Origin of the sequence: Cryobacterium flavum, from assembly GCF_900103805.1 — a bacterium.
GTDB classification, from domain to species: domain Bacteria; phylum Actinomycetota; class Actinomycetes; order Actinomycetales; family Microbacteriaceae; genus Cryobacterium; species Cryobacterium flavum.
In genome coordinates, this window is sequence record NZ_FNIB01000006.1 from 38,754 (window position 1) to 58,582 (window position 19,829).

Sequence of the window (19,829 nt, forward strand, 5' to 3'; positions counted from 1 at the left end):
AATGGCGCACCCGCAGTGCTGCTATCGACCTCCACCGGTATTCAGGAGCATTCTTGTGAGTTCTCGATCCCGCCCGTCACCGGCCGTTGGTGTCAGTGCTGAGCCCGCAGTGAAGCCCGTGGCGTGGCATACCCTCTCTGCCACGGTCGTCGCCACGATGTTGGACGTTGATCCCGGTGCCGGTCTGCAGGACGGCTCGGTTGAGGCGCGACAGGAAGAGTACGCACCCAATGTCCTGGCCGAGCCCAGAAGGGTACCGGCCTGGCGCAAAATCATCCGTTTATTGGCGGAGAAAATGACGCTCGTGCTGGTGATCGCCGCGGTGGTGAGCGCCGTCGTCTCACGCGAATGGGAGACGCCTGTCGTTATCCTCGCGGTGATCATCCTGAACACGGCATTGAATTATCTGCAGGAACGACGGGCCGAAAACAGCCTCCAGGCGTTGCGAACTATGTCTGCGGGAACGGCGGTGGTTCGCCGTAACGGCACCGAGCTGGAGGTTCCTCGGTCCGCACTGGTGCCCGGAGATATTGTTCTGCTCGATGCCGGGGACTCCATTCCGGCCGACGGCCGCATCGTTGAAGAATCGCGGTTGCAGGTGGCCGAGGCCACACTGACCGGAGAATCCGAACCCGTCGGCAAGACGACGCGTGCCCTCACGGTTGCGAGCCTGCCGCCTGGCGACCGCGACAACATGGTCTTCATGAACACCGAGGTCACCCGTGGCCGGGCCACCATGGTCGTCACCGCTACCGGTATGCGCACAGAGGTCGGTGCAATTGCGGCTTTGCTCAGCGAGGTGAAGGGCGAACGTACCCCCCTCCAAAAGAGGATCGACCAGTTGGCACAGATGCTGACCGTGGTGGCCCTGCTCGTGGTATCCGTTGTCTTTGTGCTGGGTCTCATCCGTGGGCAGTCGTGGTCCGACCTGCTGATCACCGCGGTGTCGCTGGCCGTGGCGACAATTCCAGAGGGACTCACGGCGGTCGTCGCCTTCACTCTGGCGATGGGAGCCGCTCGGCTAGCGGGCCGTGGGGCCATTCTCAAGCAGCTCTCGGCGGTGGAAACCCTGGGCAGCGTCACCCATATCGCCACGGACAAGACCGGCACGCTGACCATGAACGAGATGACGGCACACCGCCTACACATTCACGGACACGATTTTCTGGTTACCGGCGAGGGCTATGCGACGGACGGAAAAATTTTGACCCCGGAGGACCTGCCGGTGCCCGACCTGACCGAGGCGTTACTGGCGATGGCGCTGTGCAACGATGCCGTCATCCGTGACGGCAGGCTGGTGGGAGATCCGACGGAAGGTGCGTTGCTCGTGTTGGCCGAAAAGGGCGGTCTCGATGTTGAAGCAGCCCGGCAAGCTCACCCGCGCGTGGCGGAGGTCCCGTTCGATTCTGAGTACAAATACATGGCCACCTTCCACCGGCTGGCGTCGACAACGCCCAACTCGAACCCGTCCGCGCCGCTGACCGTCGACCAGTGTCTGGCAAAGGGGGCCCCGGTCGCGCTGATGCAGCTGGCCGATTCGGTACTCACCGCGCAAGGAATCCGGCCGATCACCGAGGAACATCGCCGACGGATCCACGCTGCCGTCCAGAAACTGGCCGGGGAGGGCCTGCGCACACTCATGATCGCCGGGCGGCGGCTTGACGCCGTTCTCCCAGACGACGAGAAATCGTTGCAAGCCATGGTCACCGGTTTGACGATCTACGCAATCGTGGGAATTGTCGATCCTGCCCGTGCCGAGGCTGCCGAGGCCATCGCCGTGGCGCGGAGAGCTGGCATCCAAGTCCACATGATCACGGGTGATCACCTGATCACGGCTTCGGCCATCGCCAAGAATTTGGGCATTCCCGGCGACGCCGCGTCCGGTCCGGACCTGGACAAACTGGACGACGGCGAGCTTGGCCGACGTGCTGCCGGTTACGGCGTGTTGGCGCGGGTCACCCCGGCACACAAGATTCGAATGGTCAAGGCTCTGCAGCAGGGGGGCAATATCGTGGCGATGACCGGGGACGGTGTCAACGATGCCCCGGCCCTGAAGCAGGCCGACATCGGTATCGCAATGGGCATCACCGGGACGGATGTGTCCAAAGGCGCAGCAAATATGATCCTCACCGATGACAACTTCGCCACCATCGTGGCGGCGGTCAGAGAAGGCCGCGGCATCTATGCCAACATCCTGAAGTTCGTGAGATTCCAGCTCACCACAGCGTGGGGGTTCGTGCTCATCTTTTTGATCGCGGGCGTCACCGGGCTGGCCGGCGGTGCGCCGTTCACCGCCCTGCAGATCCTCTGGGTCAATATCATCATGGACGGCCCGCCCGCGCTCGCCCTCGGCGTGGATGCGGCGGAGCCGGGCACGATGCTGGAACAGCCTCGCCCGGCCAATGAACGGCTGCTGACCCGAGGTCGGCTCGTCCGAATCCTCGGGTTGGGGATTGTCATGGCCGCTGGCACCATCGCCGTCCTGACCCTTGCGCCGGTCGTGTTCCCGGACAGGGCCGATGATGCGGCATTCGCCGGCACCCTGGCGTTTACCACGTTCGTGTTTTACCAGGTGTTCAATCTGCTTAACGTGCGTTCGGACACGCACTCCGTATTCTCGATCCAGACCTTGACGAACCGGAGCATCTGGGTCGCCCTGGCGGCCGTGATCATCCTGCAGATCTGTGTGGTGCAGCTCCAGGTTCTGCAGGGGCTCTTCGACACCACAGAACTCACTGCATCCCACTGGGGCCTGGCCGTGCTGGTGGGGTCTTCCGCGCTCTGGGTCGAGGAAATCGGTAAGTTCCTGGTGCGGTCGCGGGTCCGCCATCGGCGCGGCCCGGCCCCGAGTAGCAGTGCGCGCAATCCCAGCTCAGACCATCACATCTAAGGAGTCACAATGCTTGTAGCTTTTTCCGTCGCACCGTCCGTCGCCGCCGACTCGCAGGGGTCGGTGCACGACGCGGTCGCCGCCGCCGTGCGCATCGTGCGCGACTCCGGGCTGCCCAACCACACCGATTCCATGTTCACCACCATCGAGGGCGACTGGGACGAAGTCTTTGCCGTGATCAAGGCGGCGACCGAGGCAGTGGGAGCCTTCGGGCCGCGCGTTTCCCTCGTGCTGAAGGCCGACATCCGCCCAGGTCACACGGGCGAGTTGACCGGCAAGCTCCAGCGACTCGAGAGTGCGTTAGGGCAAGGGAAATCCGACTGAGCGAACCGCCACACGGGCTTCACGTCCTGATTGGGCGGTTAGCTTGTCCGTTCGGAGTCGGGCGGATCATCGGCAGTCAGTGAGCCGGCGTGGGCGCGTATGGTCGGGTTCAGACGAACCTTGATCAGGCTGGCGATTGTGGTCACCGTCAAGACGACAGCGATGACGACAAGGCTCAGGTTGGTGCTGATCTCCGGCACGCGGTCGTCGATACCGTGTCCCCAGTGCAGAACGAGTTTCACGCCGATGAAAGCGAGGATGAGCGCCAGACCGGTGGAGAGGTACACCAACCGGTCCAGGAGTCCCTTGACGAGAAAGAAAAGCGCACGCAGCCCGAGCAAGGCGAAGGCGTTGGCGGTGAAGACGATGTACGGTTCCTCGGTGATACCGAAGATCGCCTGTCGTCGTGAGCGAGTGCATCCGGGGTTCTTCCACCAAGGATAGACACATGAAGCATAATTCGGTAATCTGAGAGCGTATTTTAGAACTGTTATTTCACAGGATTTGCCCCTAGCAAGGCCAACTGGGTGCCACCCATCGGCCTGCGGGCCGGCATCGCTGTCACCCCCGTTACCGATAAGGAGAACTACCAATGAGCGTTGACGGCGCGATCGACACCGTTGAACTGGTGCCAGCCCCGAGCAATAGCATCGTGGTCGGACACGATGGCTCAGACTGTGCCGATTACGCACTAGCCATGGCCCTTGAACTCGCCGACCAGTTGCACGTTCCCGTTGTTGTTGTGCGGGCGTGGTCCATCGCGACAGCTCCGCGGCCATCAAGTTGGGAGTTCGGATATGTCTCTTCGTTCGAGGAGTACCTCTCAGCGGTCCACGATGAACTGGTGCGGGACGCGCGGACCAGCGTCGAGAATCATCTCGCGGTCGTGGTGAGTTACCGGGCGGTTCATGCCAGCCCTGCGAAGAGCCTCATTGCCGTCTCACGAGACGCTCGTATTCTCGTTGTTGGATCTCGCGGTCGTGGCGGCCTCACGGGGATGCTGCTCGGTTCCGTGAGTGAGCAGTGCGTGCGGCACGCGACATGCCCCGTCCTGGTCGTGCGGCAGCGGGGACGCAAGGTGGAACACGAGTGAACGTGACCGACACCAGATTTTAATCAAGCCCATCTCCAGCAGAAAAAGAGCGAGAATTCCCTTGAATAGATCCACGATCAGCGCTTCGATGGACGACAACCCGTCCGGGCCAGCTACCCCGCCGATGAGGAGTCCGGCCAGGAGCAGCACGATGCCTTTCCTCAGAAACACTTCATGGGCGATCGACTTCCACCGCGTCTTGCGCGAGATGCCTCGCGCAAGAACAATTCCCACCAGAATTGCGGGCACTTCCAGCAAGACCAGAAGCAGCGGCATGTGTTCTTCGAACGAGATCTGCTGGCTGCCGAGGTAGGCGACGGCCACGGCGTAGGTGCCCACGCTCACGGATCCGTAATGGGCGGCGATAGAGGCCGCATCCGCTCGCTTGAACCGGCCCAGATAGCGCAGCACGGGGAACGCGAGCAGGGTGAGGCCAAAACCCATGGTCACCACGGCCAGCATCTGCGGCAACAGGTTGGCGAAGGGCTGCTTAGCGAGTTCCACGCCGTCTTTGAGGCCAATGGCCAGCAACAGCACGATGCTCACAAACTCGTACATCGCCGCCGGAAGACGCAACTCTGAACGCAGAAGACCGGCCACTGCTCCGAGCAGAAAGAAAAGAATGATGGGATCGATCACATTGTGGCTCTCTGATTTACTCTGCTCGAAGTTCGAAGAAGCGGCGCGACTCCATGGTGACCAACCCCGTCAATGCACGCTGAGCAAAACGTGCTAACACTAGCGTGTATTGCGGAGCGTGTGTCGTCTATGATCAGACGATGGCCGCCTGGACCTTTCTTACTAATCACGCACACGTGCTGCTCTGCGTTTCTCAAGACCCCGGGATGCGATTGCGCGATATCGCAGTAGAAGTGGGAATCACCGAACGCGCCGCCCAACGCATCATCGCCGAACTCGTCGCAGATGGCTATCTCACGCGTCACCGCGACGGACGGCGCAACAGCTATCAGCTCTACCCCGAGCTTCCTCTTCGGCATCCCCTGGAACGACACCACAAAATTGGTGAGCTTCTTGGAGCGCTTGGATTGGATCCATAGATCGTGAGTAGCCACCGCAGTCGACCCTGCCAGTCGCCGTTGCCCGCATCGCTGCACTCGTGAGTTCACCGACCGAAGCTACGCCGACCCACTAATTTGCGATAACTCAAATGGTGACGCTGCTCACACCGCGACACGCTGGTCGCGCAGATGATGTGCGGCGGGCAGACGGGCCACGAGAGCGCCATGGGGCTTAGGCTTGACGCATGCCCCTCACTCCTGACGGGTCGACGCAGCTGTCGTCGACCCGTATTCGTCTTGCCCTGTTAGCCCTGGCCCTGGGCGGATTCGGCATCGGCGCGACCGAATTCGTCGCCATGGGTCTGCTGCCAAACCTCGCCGCCGACCTGCTGCCCGGCCTGTACGCCAACGCACCGGATGCCGCCAACGCGCAGGCCGGCTGGCTCATCTCGGCCTACGCCCTCGGAGTCGTCGTCGGTGCGCCCACGATCGCTGCGGCCGCCGCGCGCTGGCCGCGCAAGCAGTTGCTGCTCGCGCTGCTCACCGCATTCACCCTCGGAACCATCGCCTCGGCCCTACTGCCGACCTTTGAGACCGTACTCGCGGCACGCTTTGTGGCCGGACTGCCGCACGGCGCCTACTTCGGCATCGCCTCGCTCGTCGCCGCCCACCTGATGGGCCCGGGCAAGCGGGCCCGCGGCATCGCGATCGTGCTCAGCGGCCTCACCATCTCCAACGTGATCGGGGTGCCGACCATCACCTGGATCGGCCAGATGAGCGGATGGCGCGTCGCCTACCTCGTCGTCGCCGCCATTTTCGCGCTCACCTTCGCGGCCGTCGCCGTGTTCGTACCGTTCCAGAACGGCAACCCGAAAGCCACCATGCGGGCCGAACTTCAGGCGTTTGGCAAACTGCAGGTGTGGATCACCCTGTCGATCGGTGCGATCGGCTTCGGCGGGCTGTTCGCCGTGTACACCTACGTCGCCCCGCTGGTGACCCTGATCACCGGGCTGAAAGCCGCGGCGGTGCCGCTCATTCTGGTGGTCGTCGGTCTCGGCATGACGGTCGGCAACTTCGCCGGGGGAGCGCTGGCCGATTGGAGCGTGCGCCGCACCATGTACATCTCGTTCGGCGTGCTCATCATCGCGCTCGTCACGCTCGGCCTGTCGGCGCAGGTCCTGGCCGGGCTGCTGGTGGGCATGTTCCTGGTGGGGGCGGCAGCATCCGCTTTGTCACCGACCATTCAGGCCCGGCTGATGGACGTCGCGCACGAGAGCCAGTCGCTCGCCGCGGCGCTCAACCACTCCTCGCTCAACGTAGGCAACGCGCTCGGCGCGGCCCTCGGCGGTGTGGCCATCGCGGCGGGGCTCGGCTATCTCGCCCCGGTGTGGATCGGCGTGGGGCTGAGCGGGCTCGGCGTGCTGCTGACCCTGCTCACCTTCAGCATCGACCGTCGGCGTCGTCGGCGCGGCCACCATGTGCCCTACGGGACGCAGCTGATCCCGGTCGTGCGCGAGCACTGACGCCGTCTGACCGTGCCCGCCTTAAACGACACTGACCGGCCCTCATCGAGAAGGCCGGTCAAGTTCAGACGAACAATCAGTCGGTCTGCAGCAGGATGCCGTCGTGGATGGCACGCTTGCGCAGCGCGACCTTGGTTCCCACGTCGTATCCGGCGAGGCGGTACTTTTCGCGAATGCGTTTGAGGTAGCTCTTGGCGGTCTCCTCGGAGATGCCGAGCTGGTAGGCGACGGCCTTGACCGGCTCGCCGGCACCGTAGAGCGCCATGACCCGGCGTTCCTGGGCGCTGAGGCGGGGACCTTCGACGTTCTCGGTGGAGTTGAGCGCGTAGTCGAGCTCGGCCGAGATGTACGACTTGCCATTGTAGGCGGCGCGAATGGCGTCGACGATCATGCTGGCTTCCTCGCTCTTCACGAGGTAGCCGAGCGCGCCTGCCGCGAGGGCTTCGCGCACCAGTGCCGGTTCGGAATAGGTGCTCATGAGTACCGTCTTCACACCGGTCGTCTTGAGTGTGGAGATCTTCAGCGACACCGGAATGTTGTCCTTGAGATCGAGGTCGAGCAGCACGACATCCACCGGAAACTCGGGATGCGTCAGCAGCTCGGGCCAGGTGGTCACCGCCGCTACCATCTCGATGTCATCAGCGGCGCTGCGGATCCACTCGGTGAGGGCACCCAGGAGCATCCTGTGGTCATCGACCAGGGCTAAACGGATGGGACGGTCTGTTGTCGTCATTTTCTGCCTCCTACTGGTTGCACCCTATCGCCTAAATCCCCAATACTAGGCATCCGCTGGATTGTCGACACTGCACTCGATGTCTACCCGCAGGCTCCCGGCCCGATTTGAGTCCACATGCGGGCCAACCGCACGAATCGCCTGCCAGGTTTCGGGATCGACACGCCGCCGGGCGACCCCCGTTGTAGTCAATTCGATGGGGAAACGCACCTTGCGGTGCGGACCCGCCCCATGTGTGGGGGCAATCGGTCCAAGGCGCAGCGAAACGGATGTCCCCGACCTGGCCGTATCCCCGATCAGCAGCCAAATTGTCAGCAGCAGCCCATCGCGTTGCGGCGGGGAGAGCAGTCCGGCCAGACCGGCCGGATCGCTGAGCGCGACGACCGGACCGAGAAATTCGCTCTCGGTGATGGCGTGGTGCAGCCAGGTTTCGGTGCGCCCCTCGATCAGGTGCAAGCGCAGTTGGGTAGCCAGGGAGGCCGCCGTGGTCGCCGTCGACGGCGTCAGTGGCAGTGCGGTGCGGCCCTGGGCAACATCGTCGAGCAGGGTCTCGGCGTCGAGGTCGAGCCGGGCCAGCTGCTCGGAGGCGAGCATCCCGACCGCGAATCGTGGCTGGGAGACCGTGCTCTGCACCAGAACGAGGTCGAGTTCGCGCTGCACCATGCGCCGGAACGCCTGCACGATGCTCGCACCGACCAGCGGTGGTGCGACAGCGAGGGCAATGGAGAGGATGTCGGGGCCGAGGGTGAGCAGGTCGGCGCGCGTTTCGAACAGTGTCGCCGCGCTCATCGCCAGACCGAGGGCCACGGTGGCCATGGTGATTTCGCCGGTCTCGCGTAAGGTCACGATCGACAGTAGAAAAGCGCCGACGGCGGGTGCCGCGGTCGAAAAGTTTCCCGCGCCGGTCGCGCCCGAGGATCCGGCCAGATCGAGCGCCACCACGACCGCACAGGCGCCCAGGGCCGCCAGGAACAACCAGAGCGGCAGGAGGGAGGCCAGTTTGTGTACCGCGAGGTGAACGGCCACCGCGGTGGCCAGCAGAATGACCCAGGCCAGAATGCTCAGCACCGGAATGTGCGCCGGGTCCCACTCAATGATCAGGCGCGCGAGCAGGAACACCGCGATGAAGGCCCCGCTGATGCTCATGCCGATACCGAGGTGACGGGCACCCAAACCGTTCTGGTCCGACCGAAAGACGGTGATGCGGCCGTCACCGCGCAGAATCGTGCGGGGAAACCGCAGCGGCAACAGGTCGGCGCGGGTGCGATGCGCGGCGGATGCCGGTGGCCAGCTGCGTTCGGATGATCCGCCGAGCAGACGCGAACCCACACCGCGGGCCCGCGGGTGGGTGGCGATGGGCGCGGTGTCGCTAAACTGGCTCACTTGGGAACCTCCAGCACAACCGTGGTTCCGGCGCCGGGCGAGGAGAACAGGCGGGCGTTGCCGCCGACATCCCGAAGCCGGGCAATCACCGATTCGGCCACACCGAGGCGCTCCGTTCCCACCTGGCCGAGGTCGAAGCCGACCCCGGTATCGGTGACCATCGCGCGAACAGTGCGGGCGTCATCTGTTATGGTCACGTCGGCGTGGTCGACACCGGAGTGACGGCGCACGTTTTCGAGGCATTCGGAGAGGGCCAGCAGAAAGGAATCGAGTACGTTGCTGGATAGCTGCACCTGCCCGCTGCCGTGCCAGTTGACGGTGAGGCCCATGCGTTCAAAGCGTTGGCGCACGGCGTCGAGGGTATCGCCGAGGGAGAGCACCGACGCCGGTTCCAGGCTGTAGACCCCGGAGCGACGGGGCGTCGGCAGGCCGCCGAGGCGCAGCTGGCGTAGGAGTCGTGCGTCATCACCGGCCTGCTTCTGCAGGGCGATCGGGCTCACCCCCACGCCGGAGTGGGCCAGCAGGGTGAGGGTGGCGAGCACCGTGTCGTGCAGCAGACGGGCGTCCTGACGGCGTTGCGCTTCCAGCTCGCTCGCGTACCGCTCGGCCCGGTGGGCGCGGCCGATCGCGGCGATGCGGTGCATCACCCGGGGCACGCTCTGCGCGATCCACCAGGCAGCGAGCGTGAACGCCAGCCACATGCTCACGGTCAGCGCCAGCAGCACCGTGCGGTCGGGCGCATCGACGGTCACGACGGCCACACTCGCGATGGTGACTGCGAAACTCGCCACGAGCAGCAGTATCCGGCGGGGGCTGGTCAGCAGCACGGCCGCGACCGCGCACATCGGCGCGGTGGAAACCATGCCGATGACGCTCTCCTCGATCAGGTTCAGGGGAACACCCGGATGGCTGGCGAAGCCCACGATGAATATGATCGCTTCTCCGCTGAGCACGGTCAGAACGGCCCAGCGCAGCGCCCCGGTGCTGCCGAGCAAGTATTGTCCAACGGCCAGAAACAGCACGAGCACGAGACACCAGAGGCGTGCGTCGGCCTCCAGCCCGCCCGGCACCAGCAGGCAGGCCAGCGTCGTGGCCGTACCCACGAGCCCGGCTGCCTGCACCGCTCTGCGCAGGAGGCGGTCGCGCTCCTTGAGGATGCGTTGCATGGGGGCCTGTCCGGTTTGGAAATGAACGTGTTCTATCAGCACCATACCGGGCGACACGCGCGCGGGTTCGCCCTAGTGCAGCACCCGTCGAATCTGGGCGCCGATTGCCTCGTTCTCAATGAGGAAACCATCGTGACCATAGCCGGATTCCAGCACGACCGCGGTGGGTCCATCAATATTGTTGGTCAGATGCGCGGCGATGGTGCGCTGGCCATCCACCGGAAAGAGACGGTCGCTGTCGATTCCGACGACGACCGAGCGGGCGCTGATCCGGCCCAGGGCGGTCGCGACGCCGCCGCGACCGCGACCGACATCGTGGGAGTTCATGGCTTCGACCAGCACGATGTAGCTGTTGGCGTCGAAGCGTCGGGTGAATTTGTTGCCGTGAAAGTCGAGGTACGACTCAACGGCGAAGCGGCCGTTGGCGCCGAGCGGACTGATGCCGCTCTGCCAGCCCCGGTCGAAGCGGGCGTTCAGCTCGGCCGGGCTTCGGTAGTTGAGCAGGGCCATTCTGCGGGCCAGGGCCAGCCCGCGGGTCGGGCCGTCGCCATCCGCTTCGTCGTAGTAGTCGCCGGCTCGAAAGGCCGGGTCGGTGCGGATGGCCTCGATCTGCACCGAGTTGAGGGCGATCTGGTCGGCGGTCGTGACGGGCGGCGCCGCCAGAATGATCAGGCGTTCGACCCGGGCGGGGGTCTCGATCGCCCATTCGAGGGCGTGCATGCCGCCCATGGAACCGCCGATGACGGCCGCCCAGCGTTCGATGCCGAGCCGGTCGCTGAACACGCGCTGGGCGCTGACCTGATCGCGAATGGTGAGATAGGGAAAGCGGATGCCCCACTCCAGCGCGTCGGGTGCGAGCGAGGCCGGCCCGGTGCTGCCTTGGCAGCCGCCGAGCATGTTCGGCGCCACGACGAACCACCGGTCGGTGTCGATGGCCAGTCCGGGGCCGACGATACCGTCCCACCAGCCGCCGGTCTCCTGGCCGGGTCCGGGAGCGCCGACCACGTGGCTGTCACCGGTGAGGGCGTGCAGCACGAGTACGGCGTTGTCGGCGGCCGGGTTCAGGGTTCCCCAGGTTTCGTAAGCGAGGCGGGCTGCCGGAAGGCTGCCGCCGGCCTCGAAGCTGAGCGGGCCGAGGTTTTGAAACTGGCGGTGGCCCACTGGGTCGCCGTCACGCCAGGCTCCGGTCGCCGGAGGCTTGCCGAGTACCGAGCGCGCCTGGGCTTCGGTAATGAAGCTCGACGGGACCGTGTCTGCTGACGATTGCCATTCCATACAGGTCCATTCTGTCGGTCGAATGAACCGCCCGGGCGCATGTTACGTCGTACGCCCGGGCTGGGCCGATTTGGTTTAGGCGTCGGCGCGGTCGCGCTTGACGACGGCGCGGGCGGCGGCCAGACCGGCCTCGAGGTCGGCCTTGAGGTCGACGACGTTCTCGATACCCACCGAGAGGCGCACCAGGCCGGGGGTGACGCCGGCGGTGAGCTGCTGCTCCGGGGTGAGCTGGGCGTGCGTGGTCGACGCCGGGTGGATCACCAGGGAGCGTACATCACCGATGTTGGCGAGGTGGCTGAACAGGCTCAGGTTGTCGACCAGGGCGCGGCCGGCCGAGACACCGCCCTTGAGTTCGAACGAGAGCACAGCACCGACGCCGAGCGGGGCGTACTTGTTGGCGTTGGCATACCAGGGGCTCGACGGCAGTCCGGCGTAGTTCACCGAGGCGATGTCGTCGTGGTTGTCGAGCCACTCGGCGATGTCCTGCGCGTTCTGCACGTGGCGTTCGATGCGCAGGCTGAGGGTCTCAATGCCCTGGATGAGCTGCCAGGCGCTCGCCGGGGCGATAGCGCTGCCGAGGTCGCGCAGCAGCTGCACACGCGCCTTGATGACGTAGGCGATGCCGTCGCCGACCGCGGTGGTGTAGCTGGCGCCGTGGTACGACGGGTCGGGTTCGGTCAGGCCTGGGAACTTCTCGACGTTCTTCGACCACTCGAACTTGCCGCCGTCGACCAGCACGCCGCCGATGATGGTGCCGTGGCCGCCGAGAAACTTCGTGGCCGAGTGCACGATGATGTCGGCGCCGTGCTCGAACGGGCGAATCAGATACGGGGTGGCGATAGTGTTATCGACGATCAGCGGAATACCGGCGGCGTGGGCGACATCCGCTACCAGGGAAATGTCAAGAACGTTGATGCGCGGGTTGCCGATGGTCTCGGCGAAGAACAGCTTGGTGTTCGGGCGCACCGCGCGCTGCCATTCGGCCGCGTCATCCTGGTCTTCGACGAAGGTGACCTCGATGCCGAGCTTGGCCAGGGTGTACTTGAACAGGTTGTAGGTTCCGCCGTAGATCGAGCTCGACGACACGATGTGGTCACCGGCCTGCGCAATGTTCAACACCGCAAAAGTGGATGCCGACTGGCCGGAAGACAGCAGCAGCGCCGCGGTACCGCCCTCGAGCGCCGCGACGCGCTCCTCGACGACGGCCTGCGTGGGGTTCTGGATGCGAGTGTAGATGTTGCCGAACTCGGCCAGCGCGAACAGATTCTGCGCGTGCTCCGCACTGTTGAACACGTACGACGTGGTCTGGTAGATCGGGGTGGCTCGCGCGTTCGTAACCGGGTCGGGACGCGCGCCTGAATGAACCTGCTTGGTCTCAAACTTCCACGATGAAGAATTGTCGGTCACGATAGCCTCCGCGTCATTCAGCGCGGACTCTCCAGCGCTCTGGCCCCGAGCCTAAAGATGCCCGAATGGCCGTGCAAGAGCCGGCGAAACACAACGTCATGTTGTGCGAGCGCTTACGTGCGATTGTCATGCGGCAACACGATCGTGCCGGTCGGCGTCGTCGCCGTCTCCCGGAACAGCCACCGTACTTTCGGCTGGACCAGGGGCTGAACCAGCCGTCGAACGACGGGCAGCGACAGCACGATGGAGGTAATCACGCTCAGCACGATCATGCCCGGCAACACCCACGCGGGCTGTGGACCGTCGAGCACACCCGTCTCCCGTAGCGGGTAGAGCACGAAGGTGTGCAGCAGGTAGATGTACATTGTCGCCGCGCCCAGCTCGGTGAACCAGGTCGTGCGCCGCGGAATCAGCATAAGGAATGCCACGATGAGCGCAAACGCGAGCAGCATGACGGCCAAACGGATGCCGCCGGCCCACCACGCGGAATAGTCAAACGTCGCGTACCCCTCGTCATAGAGCAGGAATCGGCGCACCTGCAGGGTGCGGAGGGCGTTGATATTGAACGCGATCACCAGGTAGAGCAAGGCGAATAGCCCGATCGCGCCGGCCCGCCAGCGCCAGACCAGGCCGTTGCGGAGCTCGAGCCAGGTGTCGGTCAGCAGCCACTGGCGCAGTTTCCAGCCGAAAACAAAGAACGGCAGCAGCCCGAGGGTGCGGGACAGGGCGAACGTACCGTCTATATTCGGCAGGTAGCCGACCCCGATCGAGATAATAATGCTGATGATGAGGGGATAGCGCAGGAACACGAGGTACGGCAGGACAATCCGCCACATCACCAGGGCGAGCAGAAACCACAGCGTCCAGCTCGCTGTGGAGTAATCCAGCACGAACTTACCGCCGAGGATCCAGCGCAGCACCGTCCAGATCGTCTCGAAGATGAGGTACGGAAAGACGATGTCGGTGAGCAGCCGGTGCATCTGCCGTGCGTTTGGCGGTCCCGACTTGGCGAAGTAGCCGCTCACGGCCACGAAAACCGGCACGTGGAAGGCGTAGATGAACAGATACAGCGTGTAGGCGACATCGGCTTCGCCGATGAGTTTGAGAATCGCGTGGCCGATCAGCACGAGGGTGACGGCCACCCAGCGCGCGTTGTCCCAGAGGGGTACGCGACGCTTCTGTGGTGGAGTGGTGGTGTCCAGTGCGCTCATTGACACCATTCTCCCGCCACAATGGAGAAATGAGTATTCGACGAGTGGTTGTGACCGGAGCAAGTTCAGGAATTGGAGCGGCGACGGCACGCCTGTTCCGGGAGCATGGTTGGAACGTGGTGGGGGTCGCACGGCGGGCCGACCGTCTCAAAGCGCTGCAGGCCGAAACCGGAGCGGATGTCTTCACCGCCGACCTCACGGTGCAGGCGGATGTCGACGCCTTGCGCGACTACCTCGCCGCCAGCGGCCCGGTGCACGCCCTCGTCAACAATGCCGGCGGCGCCAAGGGTCTTGACTCGGTCGAGGCCGGAAGCATCGAAGACTGGGCCTGGATGTTCGAGATCAACGTGCTCGCCGTCAAGCGGGTCACCACGGCCATTCTGCCGCTGCTGCGCGCCGGTATGGCCTCCGGGGCCGGATCGGCCGATATCGTGAACGTCACCTCGATTGCCGGGCACGTGGCTTACCTCGGCGGTGGCGGCTACAACGCGGCGAAGTTCGCCGCGCACGCCATGACCGAGGTGCTGCGCCTCGAACTGTCGGGGGAGCCGATTCGGGTGATCGAGATCGCGCCGGGCATGGTCAGAACGGATGAGTTCGGCCTGGTTCGCTTCGACGGCGACGCCGACAAGGCCTTCGCGGCCTACGAGAACGTTCCCGATCCGCTCTCGGCGGAGGACATCGCCGAGACGATCGTGTCGAGCGTTGAGCGCCCCGCGCACGTGAACCTCGACCTGATCGTGATCAAGCCGGTCGCCCAGGCATCGTCGACCCGCGTCGCCCGCGGCCCCCTAATGGTGCGCGAGGACTAACCGGGGGCCGCGGGTTCCGGCGCGGCCCGGCTGCGCGGGACCAGCGCCAATTCGCGCCCGGAGCGAGAGAGAGTTCTGGCCTGGCCACAACTCCCACGCGACGCGCCGCGCTGGACCTGAGCCAGTGCGCGGGAGTTCCGCCTCCCGCGGGGCACAGCAAACGGGCCGGACAGGATGTGCATCCTGGCCGGCCCGTTCGTTGCACTGCGGGGGTTAGTGCTCGACAGCCTTCTCGGCGCCATGCCCGGTGAGCGAACGCACCGACATCTCGGCGGCGAGCTTCGGGCTCTCCTTCACCGTGCTGGTGACCGATCCGAGCCAGCCCAGGAAGAATCCGAGCGGGATCGAGACGATGCCGGGGTTGCTCAGTGGGAAGATCGCGAAGTTCACGTCAGCACCGAACATGGAGGTCTCCGTACCGGAGAACACCGGCGAGAAGATGATCAGCAGCACGGCCGAGGCGAGTCCGCCGTACATGCTCCAGACCGCGCCCCGGGTGGTGAAGCCACGCCAGAACAGGGAGTAGAGGATGGTCGGCAGGTTGGCGCTCGCCGCGACGGCGAAGGCCAGGGCCACCAGGAAGGCAATGTTCTGCCCCTGCACGCCGATACCACCGGCGATGGCCAGGATGCCGATCACGATCACGGTGCGACGAGCGACCTTGACCTCGTCGTCGGGGTTTCCCTTGCCCTTCTTGATGACGGAGCCGTAGATGTCGTGCGCGAAGCTGGTTGCAGCCGTGATGGTGATGCCGGCCACAACGGCCAGGATCGTCGCGAACGCGATGGCCGAGATGAAGCCGAGCAGCAGCGGACCACCGAGAGCGAGCGCGAGCAGCGGGGCTGCCGAGTTCACTCCACCGGGAGCGGCGAGAACGGTGTCAGCACCAACGAGAGACGCGGCACCGAAGCCGAGCACCAGCGTGAAGATGTAGAACGCGCCGATGAGCCAGATTGCCCAGACCACCGAGCGACGAGCTTCCTTCGCGGTCGGAACCGTGTAAAAGCGCATGAGCACGTGCGGCAGGCCGGCGGTTCCAAGAACGAGGGCCAGAGCCAGGGAGATGAAGTCCAGCGGGTTGGCGCCGTACTTCAACCCCGGAGCCAGAATGTCGGCGCCCGAGGCGGAGATTGCGACGGCGCTGTCGAGCAGGTTCGACAGGCTGAAGCCGTTGATCGCCAGCACCCAGATGGTCATGGCGAACGCACCGATGATGAGCAGGAACGCCTTGACGATCTGCACCCAGGTGGTGCCCTTCATGCCGCCGACCAGTACGTAGACGATCATGAGCGCGCCGACGACGGTGACCACGATGGATTGGCCGAGCTTGTCGTTGATGCCGAGAAGCAGCGACACGAGTCCGCCGGCTCCCGCCATCTGGGCGAGCAGGTAGAAGAAGCAGACGGCCAGGGTAGTCGTCGCCGCTGCCACGCGCACGGGGCCCTGGTTCAACCGGAAGGAGAGCACGTCGGCCATGGTGAACTTGCCGGTGTTGCGCATGAGCTCCGCAACCAGCAGCAGGGCCACGAGCCAGGCGACGAGGAATCCGATCGAGTACATGAATCCGTCGTAGCCGCTGACGGCAATTGCGCCGACGATGCCCAGGAACGATGCCGCCGACAGGTAATCGCCGGCGATGGCGAACCCGTTCTGCGGTCCGGTGAACGAGCGGCCACCCGTGTAGTAATCAGCCGCCGTCTTGTTGTTGCGGCCGGAGCGGATGACGATGATCAGGGTCACCGCCACGAAGGCCAGGAAAATCGAGATGTTCAGGACCGGGTTGTTCTCAACCGGTTTGACCGCGGTGGCCAGTAAGTGCAGTGCGTTCATCGCTGTTCCATCCGCTCGAGTTCAAGGCGAAGTTCTTCGGTGCGGGGGTCGATCTTGCGGTTGGCGAAGGTCACGTACGTCATGGTGATGGCGAAGGTCGTGACGAACTGGCCGAGGCCGAGGAGCAGACCGATGTTGATGCTGCCGAAGACCGGCGTGGCCATGAAGTCGTGCAGGTAGGCCGCTGCGAGAACGTAGGCGATGTACCAGACGAAGAAGAAGATGGCCATTGGTACGACGAACTTGTTGCGGGTGCGCTTCAACTCGAGAAAACGGGGGGTCTTCTCAAACGCCTCGTAGTCGATACGGGACTTCGGTGGGGCGTCTTTCACTGCTTCACTCATGGGGCCTCCTTGCCTCAGGGACGGAAAATTTGGGTTTTGCGGAAAAAGTGTGGGTGCGCGGTGGGGGTGGGGAGTGGTCGTGACCGGGTTAGGAAACGGATGCTGACAACGCTCGTTTCAGATCGTCAAGAACGGTGGGGTCTTCGATGGTGGGGGGAACGGAATATTCTTCACCATCGACGATTTGCCGAATGGTTTTGCGAAGAATCTTGCCCGACCGCGTTTTGGGCAGTCGGTCGAGTATGGTGACGTCGCGAAACGCTGCGACCGGGCCGACATGCTCCCGGACGAGGGCGACGAGTTCTGCGGCGAGTACGTCGTGTTGCACCGTACTGCCGGCTTTGAGGGTAACGAATCCAGCGGCACGCTGACCCTTGAGCGGGTCGTGCACGCCGAGCACGGCGCACTCGGCGACGGCCGGGTGCAGCGTGAGAACCTCTTCGAGAGAGCCGGTCGACAGTCGGTGCCCGGCCACGTTGATGACGTCGTCGGTGCGGCCCATCACGAACAGGTAGCCGTCCGCGTCGAAATGACCGGAGTCACCGGTGGCGTAGTAACCCGGAAAAGCGGTGAGGTAGGAACTTTCGAATCGTTCCTCACTGCCCCAGACCCCGAGCAGGGTCCCGGGTGGCAGCGGAAGGCGGATGGCGATGTTGCCGTCCTTGCCGATCTTTTCGATCGGCTTGCCCTTGGAGTCCAGAATGGCGATGTCATACCCGGGAACCGGAACGGTGGCCGAACCCGGCTTCGTGGGCAACTCCTCGATGCCGAGCAGGTTGGCGCAGATCGGCCAGCCGGTTTCGGTCTGCCACCAGTGGTCGACCACCGGGCAGTGCAGCCCGTTATTGGCCCAGTGGAAGGTTTCGGGGTCGAGGCGCTCGCCGGCCAGGAACAGGCTGGTCAGGCTGGACACGTCGTGATTCTTCAGCTCGAGCAGGTCGGGATCGACGCGGCGGATGGCCCGAATGGCGGTCGGCGCGGTGAACAGCACCTTCACCTTGTGCTCGTCGACGACGCGCCAGAACGCACCGGCGTCGGGCGTTCCGATCGGTTTGCCCTCGTAGATGACCGTGGTCGCGCCCGCCAGTAGCGGTGCGTAGACGATGTAGGAGTGCCCGACCACCCAGCCGACATCGGACGCAGCCCAGTAGACGTCGCCGGGGCCTACGTTGTAGACATTGCGCATCGACCAGTTCAGGGCGACGGCGTGGCCGCCGTTGTCGCGGATGATGCCCTTGGGCTTGCCGGTCGTGCCGGAGGTATAGAGGATGTACAGCGGGTCGTCGGAGCGCAGGGCCACCGGGTCGGCCGGTGCCGCCGTGGCCTCTTCGTCGGCCCAGTCGAGCCAGACGGCATCCGCTTTCTGGTAGTCGGCGGCCGACCCGGGAATGCTGTCCCGGTTGCGTACGATCACCGTGTGCACCGAGCCCTGGCTGAGGGCGAGCGCTTTCTCGACCAGCGGCAGATATTCCACCCCGCGGCCGGGTTCCAGACCGCCGGATGCCGTGACGATGACACTCGGGCGGGCGTCATCAATGCGTACGGCCAGTTCGGTCGCGGCGAAACCTCCGAACACGACCGAGTGCACAGCCCCGATGCGCGCGCAGGCGAGCATGGCGACGACGGCCTCGGGGATCATCGGCAGGTAGATGATGACGCGGTCTCCGGTGCCGACGCCGTTGGCGCGGAGCACGCCGGCGAATCTGGCGACGCGGCCGAGCAGCTCGAGGTAGCTCAGCTGAACCCGGGTGCCGGTCATGGCGGAGTCGTAGATGAGCGCCGTGTGGGCGCCCCGGCCAGCCAGAACGTGCCGATCGAGGGCGTTGTAGCTCGTGTTGAGCATTCCCCCGGGAAACCAGCTTCCGGTAGCTTTGCCGTTGACGGCGAGTGCACGTGTCGGCTGCGTGATCCAGTCGATACCCTCGGCGGCCTCAAGCCAGAAGTCCTCCGGCGACGAAATGCTGCGTCGCCAGGCCTCCCGGTAGCCCCCACCTGATTCGCCGTTCATGTCTACCTTCTCCATCGAAGTGCCTCTGTATACAAAGAGTGGTTGAAGTATTGCATATAACCCAGCTATGTGGAATAGGATCGCTATTGTGTATACAGAAACCGCAATGTTGGGGTTAGACGTACCGCTTCGAGCTAGCGAGCGGGCGTACCGTCAGCTGCGCGGGGAGATTCTCAACGGCCTCCTCGCCCCCGGCGCTGCCCTGCTCGAAGTAGAACAAGCCGAGCGCATCGGCGTCTCCCGCACCCCGCTGCGCGAAGCGGTCGCCCGGTTGATCGCCGACGGTCTCGTTGTCGGCCGTCGCGGCCGCGGTTTCGAAGTGACCGACATCTCCGTCGACAGCATCTCCGAACTGTACGAACTGCGCCAGGCGCTCGAGGTGCAGGCGATCCGCCTGGCCGCGACTCGGCGCGAACCCGCACCGTTCCTGAAGCTGCGCGACGCGTTTGTGACGGCGCCGGAGCTGCTGGACCAGGGCGATATCGGTGTGCACCGCTACTACGTGCTGATCGACGAACTCGAAGATGCCGTCGACGCGGCCGTTGAAAACCCCTTTCTCGTCGGCGCCCTGCGCGCCGTACGCACCCACTTGGCCCGTATCCGTCGGCTGGCCCGGAGAAATCCGATGCGGCTTCGTGCCGCAGCGTCCGAGCACCTGCTGATTATCGACGCCATCATCGCCGGCGACCCGTCGCTGGCAGCCCATGCCACCCATATTCATCTTCACCAAAGCCTCTTGAGCGTCCTCGCGACGATCGACGAGGACTCGGCAACTGGTGTCAATCCGGCTCTTGTCGATTAACGACTCCGG

17 protein-coding genes and 1 pseudogene are annotated in these 19,829 nt (G+C 64.6%); 7 read left to right on the forward strand and 11 right to left on the reverse strand.

Translation table 11 applies throughout. The features are described from left to right. The first annotated feature begins 1 nt into the window (after position 1). Positions 2 to 2,890 (forward strand): cation-translocating P-type ATPase, encoded by a 2,889-nt coding sequence (locus BLS91_RS09890; protein WP_092340564.1) that lies wholly within the window; start codon positions 2 to 4, stop codon positions 2,888 to 2,890. A 9-nt stretch (positions 2,891 to 2,899) separates the two neighbouring features. Next, positions 2,900 to 3,214, forward strand: coding sequence for a thiamine-binding protein (locus BLS91_RS09895; protein WP_092340565.1), 315 nt, complete (start codon positions 2,900 to 2,902; stop codon positions 3,212 to 3,214). Positions 3,215 to 3,252: 38 nt separating this feature from the next. On the opposite strand, the gene BLS91_RS21170 is transcribed toward BLS91_RS09895, so the two are convergent. Then, the gene (locus BLS91_RS21170) at positions 3,253 to 3,993 is read right to left on the reverse strand and encodes a TerC family protein (protein ID WP_420838500.1); all 741 of its coding nucleotides are present in this window, start codon (positions 3,991 to 3,993) and stop codon (positions 3,253 to 3,255) included. Between BLS91_RS21170 and BLS91_RS20635 the strand changes: the two are divergent. After that, positions 3,912 to 4,217, forward strand: a pseudogene (locus tag BLS91_RS20635) (universal stress protein); the annotation flags it as partial. The gene BLS91_RS21170 and the pseudogene BLS91_RS20635 overlap by 82 nt on opposite strands. On the opposite strand, the gene BLS91_RS09910 reads toward BLS91_RS20635, so the two are convergent. Continuing rightward, positions 4,155 to 4,946: a sodium-dependent bicarbonate transport family permease gene (locus tag BLS91_RS09910; protein WP_241983002.1), complete on the reverse strand. Its 792-nt coding sequence runs from the start codon at positions 4,944 to 4,946 to the stop codon at positions 4,155 to 4,157. The pseudogene BLS91_RS20635 and the gene BLS91_RS09910 sit on opposite strands and share 63 nt — an antisense overlap. 140 nt (positions 4,947 to 5,086) lie before the next feature. Between BLS91_RS09910 and BLS91_RS09915 the strand changes: the two genes are divergently transcribed. Together BLS91_RS09915 and BLS91_RS09920 are read left to right on the forward strand one after the other, a co-directional pair. After that, a complete protein-coding gene (locus BLS91_RS09915) occupies positions 5,087 to 5,365 on the forward strand; it encodes a helix-turn-helix transcriptional regulator (RefSeq protein WP_092340567.1) in 279 nt (92 codons plus the stop codon). 206 nt (positions 5,366 to 5,571) lie between these two features. Then, positions 5,572 to 6,849, forward strand: a complete 1,278-nt coding sequence (locus BLS91_RS09920) for an MFS transporter (RefSeq protein WP_092340568.1) — start codon at positions 5,572 to 5,574, stop codon at positions 6,847 to 6,849. Between the two features lie 76 nt (positions 6,850 to 6,925). Here BLS91_RS09920 and BLS91_RS09925 read toward each other — a convergent pair whose 3' ends face one another. From BLS91_RS09925 to BLS91_RS09950, 6 genes are all read right to left on the reverse strand, one after another. Further along, a complete protein-coding gene (locus tag BLS91_RS09925) occupies positions 6,926 to 7,582 on the reverse strand; it encodes a response regulator transcription factor (protein ID WP_092111590.1) in 657 nt (218 codons plus the stop codon). A gap of 45 nt (positions 7,583 to 7,627) precedes the next feature. Then, positions 7,628 to 8,965 carry a hypothetical protein gene (locus BLS91_RS09930; protein ID WP_092340569.1) on the reverse strand — a complete coding sequence of 446 codons (1,338 nt, stop codon included), beginning with the start codon at positions 8,963 to 8,965 and terminating at the stop codon, positions 7,628 to 7,630. Beyond that, a complete protein-coding gene (locus BLS91_RS09935; protein ID WP_092340570.1) occupies positions 8,962 to 10,131 on the reverse strand; it encodes a sensor histidine kinase in 1,170 nt (389 codons plus the stop codon). The genes BLS91_RS09930 and BLS91_RS09935 overlap by 4 nt, the downstream gene beginning before the upstream one ends. Positions 10,132 to 10,203: 72 nt before the next feature. After that, positions 10,204 to 11,406: a homoserine O-acetyltransferase MetX gene (gene metX, locus BLS91_RS09940; protein ID WP_092340571.1), complete on the reverse strand. Its 1,203-nt coding sequence runs from the start codon at positions 11,404 to 11,406 to the stop codon at positions 10,204 to 10,206. Positions 11,407 to 11,481: 75 nt separating this feature from the next. Continuing rightward, entirely contained in the window at positions 11,482 to 12,813 is a 1,332-nt protein-coding gene (locus BLS91_RS09945; RefSeq protein ID WP_092340572.1) for a bifunctional o-acetylhomoserine/o-acetylserine sulfhydrylase, read from the reverse strand. Between the two features lie 113 nt (positions 12,814 to 12,926). Then, the gene (locus tag BLS91_RS09950) at positions 12,927 to 14,024 is read right to left on the reverse strand and encodes an acyltransferase family protein (protein WP_233197384.1); all 1,098 of its coding nucleotides are present in this window, start codon (positions 14,022 to 14,024) and stop codon (positions 12,927 to 12,929) included. A 29-nt stretch (positions 14,025 to 14,053) separates the two neighbouring features. On the opposite strand from BLS91_RS09950, the gene BLS91_RS09955 reads away from it, so the two are divergent. Then, positions 14,054 to 14,836, forward strand: coding sequence for an SDR family NAD(P)-dependent oxidoreductase (locus BLS91_RS09955; RefSeq protein ID WP_174774950.1), 783 nt, complete (start codon positions 14,054 to 14,056; stop codon positions 14,834 to 14,836). 213 nt (positions 14,837 to 15,049) lie between these two features. On the opposite strand, the gene BLS91_RS09960 is transcribed toward BLS91_RS09955, so the two are convergent. From BLS91_RS09960 to BLS91_RS09970, 3 genes are all read right to left on the reverse strand, one after another. Beyond that, positions 15,050 to 16,666 carry a solute symporter family protein gene (locus tag BLS91_RS09960; RefSeq protein ID WP_092340575.1) on the reverse strand — a complete coding sequence of 539 codons (1,617 nt, stop codon included), beginning with the start codon at positions 16,664 to 16,666 and terminating at the stop codon, positions 15,050 to 15,052. After that, complete coding sequence (locus tag BLS91_RS09965) at positions 16,663 to 17,010, reverse strand: DUF485 domain-containing protein (RefSeq protein WP_092340576.1); 348 nt, start codon at positions 17,008 to 17,010, stop codon at positions 16,663 to 16,665. Before BLS91_RS09965 ends, BLS91_RS09960 begins: the two co-directional genes overlap by 4 nt. An 88-nt stretch (positions 17,011 to 17,098) precedes the next feature. Continuing rightward, positions 17,099 to 19,018, reverse strand: a complete 1,920-nt coding sequence (locus BLS91_RS09970; RefSeq protein WP_092340772.1) for an AMP-binding protein — start codon at positions 19,016 to 19,018, stop codon at positions 17,099 to 17,101. 88 nt (positions 19,019 to 19,106) lie between these two features. On the opposite strand from BLS91_RS09970, the gene BLS91_RS09975 reads away from it, so the two are divergent. Continuing rightward, positions 19,107 to 19,820: a GntR family transcriptional regulator gene (locus BLS91_RS09975; protein ID WP_338061566.1), complete on the forward strand. Its 714-nt coding sequence runs from the start codon at positions 19,107 to 19,109 to the stop codon at positions 19,818 to 19,820. The last annotated feature ends 9 nt before the right edge of the window (positions 19,821 to 19,829 follow it).

What these genes read in the sequence shown, in the direction of transcription:
- BLS91_RS09915 (WP_092340567.1), top strand. Translation starts at nt 5,087, where the DNA reads ATGGCCGCCTGGACCTTTCTTACTAATCACGCACACGTGCTGCTCTGC.
- metX (WP_092340571.1), bottom strand. Translation starts at nt 11,406, where the DNA reads ATGGAATGGCAATCGTCAGCAGACACGGTCCCGTCGAGCTTCATTACC.
- BLS91_RS09920 (WP_092340568.1), top strand. Translation starts at nt 5,572, where the DNA reads ATGCCCCTCACTCCTGACGGGTCGACGCAGCTGTCGTCGACCCGTATT.
- BLS91_RS09955 (WP_174774950.1), top strand. Translation starts at nt 14,054, where the DNA reads ATGAGTATTCGACGAGTGGTTGTGACCGGAGCAAGTTCAGGAATTGGA.
- BLS91_RS09925 (WP_092111590.1), bottom strand. Translation starts at nt 7,582, where the DNA reads ATGACGACAACAGACCGTCCCATCCGTTTAGCCCTGGTCGATGACCAC.
- BLS91_RS09965 (WP_092340576.1), bottom strand. Translation starts at nt 17,010, where the DNA reads ATGAGTGAAGCAGTGAAAGACGCCCCACCGAAGTCCCGTATCGACTAC.
- BLS91_RS21170 (WP_420838500.1), bottom strand. Translation starts at nt 3,993, where the DNA reads ATGGCCGCGGAGCTGTCGCGATGGACCACGCCCGCACAACAACAACGG.
- BLS91_RS09960 (WP_092340575.1), bottom strand. Translation starts at nt 16,666, where the DNA reads ATGAACGCACTGCACTTACTGGCCACCGCGGTCAAACCGGTTGAGAAC.
- BLS91_RS09895 (WP_092340565.1), top strand. Translation starts at nt 2,900, where the DNA reads ATGCTTGTAGCTTTTTCCGTCGCACCGTCCGTCGCCGCCGACTCGCAG.
- BLS91_RS09935 (WP_092340570.1), bottom strand. Translation starts at nt 10,131, where the DNA reads ATGCAACGCATCCTCAAGGAGCGCGACCGCCTCCTGCGCAGAGCGGTG.
- BLS91_RS09970 (WP_092340772.1), bottom strand. Translation starts at nt 19,018, where the DNA reads ATGAACGGCGAATCAGGTGGGGGCTACCGGGAGGCCTGGCGACGCAGC.
- BLS91_RS09890 (WP_092340564.1), top strand. Translation starts at nt 2, where the DNA reads ATGGCGCACCCGCAGTGCTGCTATCGACCTCCACCGGTATTCAGGAGC.
- BLS91_RS09950 (WP_233197384.1), bottom strand. Translation starts at nt 14,024, where the DNA reads ATGAGCGCACTGGACACCACCACTCCACCACAGAAGCGTCGCGTACCC.